This window comes from Rhizobium sp. CCGE 510 (assembly GCF_000292525.1).
In the GTDB taxonomy this organism is placed as follows: domain Bacteria; phylum Pseudomonadota; class Alphaproteobacteria; order Rhizobiales; family Rhizobiaceae; genus Rhizobium.
In genome coordinates this window covers 1-9701 of sequence record NZ_AEYF01000017.1, presented here as the reverse complement: position 1 = coordinate 9701, position 9701 = coordinate 1, and the positions used below count along the sequence as shown (strand labels likewise).

Sequence of the window (9701 nt, the reverse complement as noted above, 5' to 3'; positions counted from 1 at the left end):
GGTTTGCGCTTGTCCCTGCCCGACCCGGTGATCTGCACCGGCCGATGAATCTGGCCCTGGATCGGTTAAAGGAGATCCTGTGCAAACGCGAGCAGCGCTATGTTGGGGCGCAGCTGACGTTTTCGTTTGAGCGCAAACGGATCATGCTGGAAGAGACCGAGGTGACGCGCGGATTGGTCGGTCGTTATGTCGAGACCTATGCCTATGCGGATGGTCGATTGGACGTGCGCTGGAAGGGGCATTCCCTGCCCTACAAGGTGTTCGACAAGGACCAGCGGGTGACGCATGCGGCGATCACCGAGAACAAGCGGCTCGGCGATGTCCTGGCCTATATCAAGGAGCGCCAGGAGCAGCCGTCGAAGCCTGATGTGAAGACCAACAGCGAGAAGAACGGCTATGTGCGACGGGCTCACGGTCCGGGACGGCGGAAGGATTTCATGAACGATCCAGCGGTAATCGAACGCCGTAAAGCGGCGATGGCAAAGCTTGACGCTGCCGAGTGAGACGTCGATCGCAGCGTCTCAAAGCTAAAGCCGAAGGGTGCCCCTCACCCGCCCCGATCTGATCTTGCAACCCGGACAGCCGCTCAGATCGGGGCTGGTTGTCATGCCGTGTGGAAACCGAAACGGACATTTTAACTTTGCGCAACGGCGGACATTTCAACTTTTCCGCCACATGGTATGTAGCGGCTATTTAGTAATGCGACAGTTGGGCCAGTTAGAGATGCGACACTCTCGCCTCTCGACGCGCTGGTCAACGTCAATGTTGGGAGCAAGGATGACGACCTTCAGCCTGGTGGAGACCATGAGCGTTTGGAGTCGTGATGTCCTGTTTGATCACCATGTCGCAGAAAGAATTGTATCGCCTCGAAGTCATTCAAAAGATCAATGATCGACGCCTAAGCGTTGTCCAGGCAACGGAGCTGCTCGGCCTCAGTCGAAGCCAGGTGCACCGGCTTCTGCAAGCTTATGACCGGGCCGGTGCGGCCGGTCTGGTTTCGAAGAAGCGGTCGCGGCCAAGCAATCGGCGCCACAGCGAGGAGTTTCGTAATGCGGCGCTGGATCTGATCCGCGAACGCTATCTGGATTTCGGTCCGACGCTGGCGCGCGAGAAGTTGATCGAACTGCATCAAGCGGACCAAACGGTTCTTCGCTCAGCACGCGGGCATCTTGCGGAACGTCGGTCAAAACTGTCGGCTGGAAGAAATTGCCGAGATTGCCAATCCTTTTGCCGCCGGTTGCGATCTTTGCGCCGCGCATCACCGCGTCGGCTGTCAGCGCTTCCATGGCCTCGACCCTTCGCGCGTTGGCAAGCGGCCCCATGGTCACACCGTCGCTCAATCCATCGCCGACGTTGATTGCCTCGGCCGGCTTTACCAGGCCGTCGAGAAATCTTTCAAAGACGCGCTCCTGGATGAGGAACCGTGTCGGTCCCACGCAGACCTGCCCGGCGTTTCGAAACTTCGCACCGGCCAGCAATCTGACCGCCAGCTCGATATCGGCATCATCGAAAACGAGAGCCGGCGCGTGGCCCCCGAGTTCCATCGTCACGCGTTTCATGTGGGCGCCGGCCAGCGAGGCCAGTTGCTTTCCGACGACGGTCGATCCCGTGAAGGAGATTTTCCGGATAACAGGGTGCGGAATGAGATAATTCGAAATATCGGCGGGAACTCCGAAAACGAGATTGAGCACGCCCGCCGGCAGGCCCGCGTCAGCAAAGGCGCGAACCAGTTCAGCGCAGCTTGCCAGCGTCTCCTCCGGCCCCTTCAAGACAATCGAACAGCCGGCTGCAAGGGCCGCCGAAACTTTCCGTACGGCCTGATTCAACGGAAAATTCCACGGACTGAAGGCGGCCACCGGGCCGACAGGCTCCTTGACGACCATTTGCCTGATATGGGTCGCTCGCGGCGGGATCAAGCGGCCGTAAGCACGGCGTGCCTCTTCGGCAAATCAGTCGATGGTGTCTGCTGCTCCCGCTGTTTCGGCCTTGGATTCAGCTAGCGGCTTGCCTGCTCGAACGTCATTACCCGCGCGATCGCCAGAGAGCGGTCTCGCAGGATCTTGGCAGCGTCGTGCATAAGCTTTGCCCGCTCGAACGCGCTGACTTGCCGCCAGTGTTCAAACCCGGCGGCGGCGGCCGAAAGCGCGTCGTCGAGATCGCCTTGCTGGCATTTGAAACGCGGCCGATGATCTCGCCCGAGGCGGGATTGGATGGTCAGGCTCTGGTCAGAACCGTCCCTCCAACGGCCATTGATATAAAGTTGGGTATCCGGATAGGCCGCCATACTCGTTCTCCATTGTTGTCAGTAGCCGAGTGCACAACCATCTTTTCGATGATCGGAGGCGCCCAACAACGTATTGTGTTGATCGTCGATCCATATCGCCTGGGCACCGCCGATCGCCCAATTCGGAGCGGTAACCTTGAAACCGCGCGCCTCGAGATCAGGGCCGATCGAGGTACGGAGAAGTGCTTCGGCCTCGATGGTCGCCGTACCAGGCAGCGGAAAGAGCCGGGGTAAATCGATTGCACTCTGGATGTCCAAATTGAAATCAAAAAGCTTGGAGAGGAAATGGGCGTGGCCCATCGCCTGATAGTGCCCACCCATGACGCCGAATGACAAAACAGTTTTGCCATGGCGCGTGACCAGGCCTGGGATGATCGTGTGCATGGGCCTCTTGCGCGGCGCTATCGCATTCGGATGGCCCTGCTTCAAACTGAAGCTCTGCCCACGATTGTGGAACAGGACACCGGAGTTCGGAGCCATCAAGCCGCTTCCGTAGGGATGGAAGATCGAGTTGATGAAGCTGGCGACATTTCGGTCCTTGTCGACGACAGAAATGTAAACGGTGTCCGAATGCTCGACGCCGTCGATGACCGCCCCGGCGTCAGCGATCCTATTCATGTCGATCTTGGCAGCAAGATTGTCTGCAAGTTCCTCGGACAACAGGAAATCGACAGGAACATCCGAGATTGCGGCGTCGGCGACCCAGCGATCACGGGCGGCATAAGCCAGCCGAGTGGCCTCGACTTCGATGTGCAGATTGTCGACGTCAAGCGGATCGCCTTTGCGTTCAAAACGCTCCAAGATCTTCAGGATCATCAGTGCGACGATGCCCTGCCCGTTCGGCGGACATTCATGCACCGTCCATCCTCGATATGTGGCGCTGACGGGCTTGACATATTCGCCGGCCGCAGACGCAAAGTCCTCACGTGTATGCAGGCCGCCAAGTGAATTCAGCCGTGTCACCATGTCGTCAGCCACGGCGCCGCGATAGAAGCCGTCCCGCCCCGAAACCGCAATCGTTTCCAATGTCTGTGCCAGCTCCGGCTGACGTTGAACCGATCCTACCTGCGGGGGCCGATCGTCGATCAGGAAAATGCGGCGTGTCGAAGGATCGCGCAGCAGGAAATCAGTTTGCTTTGACAGATCGGCGGCAACCCGCGGTGTGATCGCATAGCCGTCGCGAGCCAGCGCAATTGCGGGCGCAAGGATTTCTGACAGCGACATTCTTCCATGATCGGCAACGAGACGCGTCCACGCCTCCACCGCACCAGGAACCGTCACTGCATGCGGCGACGATCGCTCGATGGAAGCGATCCCGTTTTGCCGAAACCAGTCGAAATGCACCGCAGCCGGCGTGCGTCCCGAGCCATTGTAGGCAACGACATCATCATTTCCGTTTGATGACAGCAACGCAAAGCAATCGCCGCCTATGCCGGTGGAACCAGCCTCGACGACGCATTGCACGGCGCAGGCTCCCACTGCAGCATCGATCGCCTTGCCGCCGGCTTTGAGTATGTCGATCGCGGTCAAGGTCGCCATTGGGTGGGATGTTGCCGCCATTCCGTTACGGCCGACGGCCATCGATCGTCCAGGCAATTCGAAGTTTCGCATATCGTTGGTTCCTTCACTCAATAGAGGCCGGTCGCCCTCGCCCAGGTGTACGTGTCATCTAACGCCCGAGTGGAGCGGTCGAACAAGTCGTTGATCTGTGCTTCAGTGATGATAAGCGGCGGGCAAAGTGAATAATTGTCGCCAAGGGCACGCGTGATGACGCCATGGACCTGGGCCTGTTTGCCTGCGTGAATGGCGATGCCGTCCGTTGGCGTGAACTGCTCTTTCGTTTCCTTGTTTCGAACCAGTTCGAGGGTCCCGATGAGGCCGCGACCGCGGGCGTTGCCGACGAGCGGATGGCCGCCAAATTTGTTCAACCGCCGCTGGAACAGCGGGGTGCACGTGCAGAAACGCAATCGCGCCGAATGCATCGCCGGGGCTGAAGCTCTGCTCGAACGGGTCGGCATCGTCGATAAGCGAAATTTCTATCCCGCGCACTTGTCTGGCGGGCAGCTACAACGGGCTGCGATCGCTCGCGCACTCGCGCAACGGCCGAGGGTCATGCTGTTTGACGAGCCGACCTCTGCGCTTGATCCCGAACTCGTCTGGGAAGTGCTCAAGGTGATGCGCTCCCTTGCCGAGGAAGGTCGCACCATGTTGGTCGTAACCCATGAGATGGGGTTCGCGCGAGACGTTTCCAGTAAAGTGGTGTTTCTTCACAAGGGTGTCGTCGAAGAAGCGGGCGAACCTGACGAACTTTTTGCCAATCCGAAATCGGAAAGATTTCGGCAGTTTCTTGCGGGGACGAGGTGACGTCAGAAGACGTTCGGCGTGGATCTCAAGACGGCCAGATAGTCAACGGCGACCGTCGTTGCACCCGACTGTTTAATGCTTGCGGGCACGGGGCAGCAGGTTCATGCTGATTCTCTGTATTAGTGCCCGTGGTCGCGGCTGACTTAGCCGTCACAGATCGGGTTTCGCGGGACGCCTGCGATGGAGTGCGCCGGCTGCGGCTTCGATGTTCAAAGCGGTTTTGCCTTCTGTCCGCGATGCGGCGCAAGGCAGCCTCTTTCCTGCGCCGCTTGCGGCAATCCTTGTCAGCCCGATTTTGCTTTTTGCCCCAAGTGCGGCGCGTCGATCTCGGGCAAAGCCCAGCCCGCGCCGAAGCCAAGCACCGAGGTGGTGCCGTCCAAATCCGAAAGCGATGCCGACCGGCGGCCGGTGACCGTGCTCTTTGCCGATCTCTGCGGCTTCACGACGCTGAGCGAGCAGATCGACCCTGAGGTCATGCGGGTGCTGCAGAACGAATTATTCGAAGAGATGACCCAGGCGGTCGAAGCTTATGGCGGCTTCGTCGACAAGTTCGTCGGCGATGCGCTGCTGGCGCTGTTCGGCGCGCCGGTTGCTCATGAGGACGATCCTGTCCGGGCGCTCGGTGCCGCACTGGATATGATCCGCCGCGCTACTGAGGTCGGCGAGCGCTGGCACGCACGCGCCGGCGTGCCGCTGCGTCTGCATATCGGTATCAATAGCGGCCCTGTCGTCACCGGCGGCTTCGGCGCGGTCAGCACCAAATCCTATTCCGTAACCGGCGACACGGTGAACACCGCCCAACGCCTGCAATCGATGGCCGGCGAGAACGATATCCTGGTCGGGCCATTGACCTATCGCCTCACCCGCCATGCCTTTGCCTTCGACAGCCTGGGCGCGCAGACCCTGCGCGGCAAAAGCGGAAACGTCCTCGTCCATCGGCTGACAGGGCTGCTGGAAGCGCCGCATACGGCGCGCGGGCTCGAAAGTTTTGGCCTTCAAGCGCCGATGGTCGGACGCGATGCGGAGCTGTTCCGGTTGCTGACATGTCTGGATCTCGCCTGCGGCGGCGCGGCTCAACTCGTCCGCCTGATCGGCGAAGCCGGTATCGGCAAATCGCGACTGGTCAACGAATTCGTCGGAAGTGCCGGCAATGCGGCCCGTTTCCCGGGCCTTGCCATCCGCAAAGCCACCTGCTCTCCTCTCGGCGAACAATCCTATGGCACGCTCGCCGCGGTCGTGCGCAGCGCTTACGGCATCGGCGAGCGGGATGATCTCGACAAGACGCGACAACTGCTGACAACAGGCTTCCGCGCGCTCGATCTCACCCAGGAGGATGTCGAGGGACTTTTGCCGCTCTTTCTGCATGTGCTCGGCCTCGGTGATCCCGATGGGGCGTTGCGGCACATCGAGCCGGAACAGTTGCGGCGACAGATCTTCTATGCCGTTCGCACCGTCTTCGAGCGGCGATTGGCGCAAGGTCCCCTGCTGCTCGTCATCGAGGATCTGCACTGGGCTGACGCCGCCTCATTGGAAGTGCTTCGCTTCATGATGGATCGGCTGGAGCGCAGCCGGCTGATGCTGCTTGCGATTTACCGGCCGACATCGCAGACCGACCCGCTGAACTCCAATCACGTCAACGTCACCGTTCAGCGTCTTGACCCGCTTTTTGCAGCCGATGGGCAGAAGTTGCTTGCCGCCTTTTTTGGCGAGGGCCATGGCAAGCTGGCGGCGACGATGCGAAAGCGCATCCTCGATCGCGCCGGCGGCAATCCGCTGTTCATCGAGGAAATCCTGAGAGTATTGATCGACATGGGCACGCTGCACAATGACGGCCAGCGCTGGCATGTCGCAGCCGACGACGGGGATGTCGATATCCCGGTTAATCTGCAAGCGCTGTTGCTTGCCCGCGTCGATCGCCTGCCACAGGAGACAAGACGCCTGGCCCAGGAGGCGGCCGTGGTCGGCCCGAAGTTCGATACCGCCCTGCTCCGCACAGTCGCGACCGACCCCGCCGCCATCGATGCGGCGTTGGATTATCTCTGCGATGCCAATATCATCGAGGAATTGCGCGGGCCGGATGCCGGCGCGTCGCCGGGCTATCGTTTCAGCCAGACGCTGATGCACGACGTCATCTACCATAATCTGCTGCTGCAGCGGCGCATGGAACTTCATCTTCGGGTCGGCCGGGTGCTGGAGCGCCAATATGGCGCGGCGCCCGATCGGGCGGAACATCTGGCGCAGCTCGGCCATCACTTCAGCCTGACCACCGAAAGGGCCAAGGGAGCCGGCTATTTGATGGCGGCGGGCGATTTGGCGCGCAAGACCTACGCCAATGACGATGCGATGCGCCTCTACCGTCAGGCCCTTGCGGCCTTCGCCAACGAGCCGGAGGTGACGCCGGAGCAATTGGCATTGCTGGAGCGACTTGCCGATCTTTGCGGTCCTGCCGGCCGGCGCGACGATGCCTTGAACCATTATCAGCGAGCGCTTGCGATCCACCGCAGCAAAGACGACCCTATCGCCGCGGCGAGGATTTTGCGAAAGACCGGCCGTCTGCATCTTGATGCGGGGCGCCGCGACCAGGCGGAGACCCATTGCGCCGCAGCTGAAGCGATGATCGCGACGATCGATGCGCCGGTCGAACATGCGCACCTACTGCAGGAGCGCGGCCATCTGGCCTTTCGCATGGGCGATCAAGCTGCTGCCGCCGAGTGGGCGACACAGGCGCTGCAATGCCTGCAAACCCTACCGGTCGACGGAACGACCGAGGCCGGGCGGGAGGCGGCGCGCGCGATGGCGGAGGCGCTGAACACCAAGGGTGCGGCGCTGGCGCGGCTCGGACGCCGCCGCGAGGCCGTGCAGGAAGTCGAGCGCAGCCTCTCCGTCGCCGAACAGGCCGATCTGCAAAGTGCAGCGTGCCGCGCCTATTCCAATCTCGGGGTTCTCTACACCATTATCGATCCGGCCAACGCCATCAGGATCTGCCGGCGCGGGTTGGAGGTCGCCACCCGTATCGGCGATCTCGGCTTCCAGGCGCGACTTCTCGCCAATCTCGCCGTTTCCTGCTGCACCTTTACCGACCGCTGCGCCGCCGAAGGTGTTCCGGCGGCAGAGAAGGCCGTCGAAATCGACCGGGCTCTCGATCAGCGCGATCATCTCTCCGTACCGCTGATCGTCCTCGGGCAGATACACCAGTGCCACGGACAGCCGAAGCTAGCTCGTAAGTATTACGAGGAAGCCCTTGAGGTTGCGAAGGAAATTGACGAGCCGCAACTGCTCTTTCCGTGCTATGATGGCTTAGCGACACTGAGCCTCGAGCATGACGATATGGACGAGGCGGAGCGGTATTTCACGCTGGCACAGGATGTGTGCATTCGCCACAACCTCGATCCAGGCACACTCGTCGTCTTGCCGTTCCTCGACTGACCCTTCCTCTTAGTGCAAGTTATGAAGATCGGTTAGTCAAATCGATTCAATAGGATAAAGGGAGGAATTAATCATGCAGGAGAACCACTCGGAAAGACCATTGCAGCCTGGAGATCGTGCGCCGAACGTGGTGCTGGATGCGATCACCCGCCAGGGCAAGATCGCTATCGACGATTTTCGCGGTCAGAAGCCGGTGCTTGTCGGGCTGTTCCGCGGACTGCATTGCCCCTTCTGCCGCCGGCAGATCGCCGCCATGGCCGAACTCACCGATGCATTGCAGGAAAAAGGCATCGACAGCCTGACCGTGGTAAATACCCCGATCGAGCGAGCCCGCCTCTATTTCCGCTACCACCCGCTTCCCAACCTGCTGGCGGCCTCCGACCCGGAACGGGTCTCCCACAGGGCGTTCGGCCTGCCGAATGTCCAGTTCACCGAAGCCGAGAATGACTGGCCGCACAAGCTCAGCATGAGCACGGTGACCTCGATGCGTATCGACATGCCGGGCGAGCTCCCCGAGCCGATGGACGTGATGGCGGCGGTGGACTATCTCGACAAGGCGGATGGTTACGAATTCACCGAGGATGACACGCAGATGATCGCTACCGGCCATGGCCAGCTTGTCGGCGAATTCCTGCTCGATCGCGATGGCGTCGTGCGCTGGTGTTTCACCGAAGTCGAGGAGGGTGGCCGCCATATGTTCGGTGGTCCCGCCCCTCGGGAGGTGATGTCGGCAGCCTCGAACATGGCTGTTTGAAGCGAGCAATATTTCGTTCGGGAACTCCTCGGCGTCTATCTCGGACGCGAGGCAGCCAGTCGTGAAAGCGCTGGCGGCACGGCCTGTGGCGATATAGGCCGGCGATCCCCTTGGCCTGCTCAGCTGCGTCGTGGCGGTGTTTCTGATGATGGGGCTGACCGCGCCACTTTCCTTATCGTGCTCTCACAGCCTCTGTCGACTGGTAACGACTCCCCGCTCCAAAATTCCGAATTGATCAATTATATAACACGTTATATAATTTCCCTCACAAATGGAGAACAAGGCATGGTCGAGGATGTGGTCCGAACACTTGGTTTTCTGTGCATGGGCAGCCGGTTGCGGCGTATTGGAGAGAGGCTGCAGGCAGATCGCAGCAGGTCATCGACGAGGCCGGTCTCGGCATTCAGGCGGGCCAATACCCATTTTTGGCAGCGATCGACCGGGCCGGCCCGCTGACGATCGGCGAGCTTGCACAGGCGGTTGGAATCACCCAGCCCGGCGCAACGCGCACCATCGGCCAGCTTCTCGAACTCGGCTTCGTCGATATGCAGCCGGCCCCGGACGATCAGCGCCGCAGACTGGTCTCGCTGACCAGCAAGGGACAGGACCTCGTCGATCATTCGAAGAATGTGATCTGGCCGCGCATCGCGGCCGCCGTTGCGGATCTCTGCGGCGAACGCGACGGGCCGATCCTGGAACAGCTCGCAGCCATCGAGGACGGGCTTGCGGCGGTGCCGCTTGCGCGCCGCAACGCCGCTAGAATAGGATTCAGATTTTAGGCCCGGTTGGCCTAAAATCTGAATCCTGTTCTACATTAAAGAGTTAGAGCATGATGTTGTCCGAAAACCGCGCACACTTTTCGGCATCATGCTC

General features: G+C 60.7%; 4 protein-coding genes and 5 pseudogenes. 6 read left to right on the top strand and 3 right to left on the bottom strand.

Translation table 11 applies throughout. The annotated features are described in order from the left end of the window. Positions 1–503 (top strand): annotated as a pseudogene (locus RCCGE510_RS08480) (ISNCY family transposase); the annotation flags it as partial. 320 nt (positions 504–823) lie between these two features. Then, positions 824–1132, top strand: a pseudogene (locus tag RCCGE510_RS33230) (helix-turn-helix domain-containing protein); the annotation flags it as partial. Here RCCGE510_RS33230 and RCCGE510_RS08475 read toward each other — a convergent pair. The 3 genes and pseudogenes from RCCGE510_RS08475 to RCCGE510_RS08465 form a co-directional block, all read right to left on the bottom strand. Next, positions 1131–2284 (bottom strand): annotated as a pseudogene (locus RCCGE510_RS08475) (aldehyde dehydrogenase family protein); the annotation flags it as partial. The pseudogenes RCCGE510_RS33230 and RCCGE510_RS08475 overlap by 2 nt on opposite strands. Before the next feature lie 18 nt (positions 2285–2302). Beyond that, a complete protein-coding gene (gene ggt, locus RCCGE510_RS08470; protein WP_037078170.1) occupies positions 2303–3895 on the bottom strand; it encodes a gamma-glutamyltransferase in 1593 nt (530 codons plus the stop codon). Positions 3896–3912: 17 nt separating this feature from the next. After that, on the bottom strand, positions 3913–4212 hold the full coding sequence (locus tag RCCGE510_RS08465) for an aminotransferase class III-fold pyridoxal phosphate-dependent enzyme (protein ID WP_007629017.1): 300 nt from the start codon (positions 4210–4212) through the stop codon (positions 3913–3915). A gap of 19 nt (positions 4213–4231) precedes the next feature. Between RCCGE510_RS08465 and RCCGE510_RS08460 the strand changes: the two are divergent. The 4 genes and pseudogenes from RCCGE510_RS08460 to RCCGE510_RS08445 all read left to right on the top strand — a co-directional run. Continuing rightward, positions 4232–4648, top strand: a pseudogene (locus RCCGE510_RS08460) (ATP-binding cassette domain-containing protein); the annotation flags it as partial. Between the two features lie 180 nt (positions 4649–4828). Beyond that, on the top strand, positions 4829–8074 hold the full coding sequence (locus tag RCCGE510_RS08455) for an adenylate/guanylate cyclase domain-containing protein (protein ID WP_007629015.1): 3246 nt from the start codon (positions 4829–4831) through the stop codon (positions 8072–8074). A 73-nt stretch (positions 8075–8147) separates the two neighbouring features. After that, positions 8148–8828, top strand: a complete 681-nt coding sequence (locus RCCGE510_RS08450; RefSeq protein ID WP_007629012.1) for a peroxiredoxin-like family protein — start codon at positions 8148–8150, stop codon at positions 8826–8828. Positions 8829–9113: 285 nt separating this feature from the next. Beyond that, positions 9114–9607 (top strand): annotated as a pseudogene (locus tag RCCGE510_RS08445) (MarR family transcriptional regulator). Positions 9608–9701 lie beyond the last annotated feature (94 nt).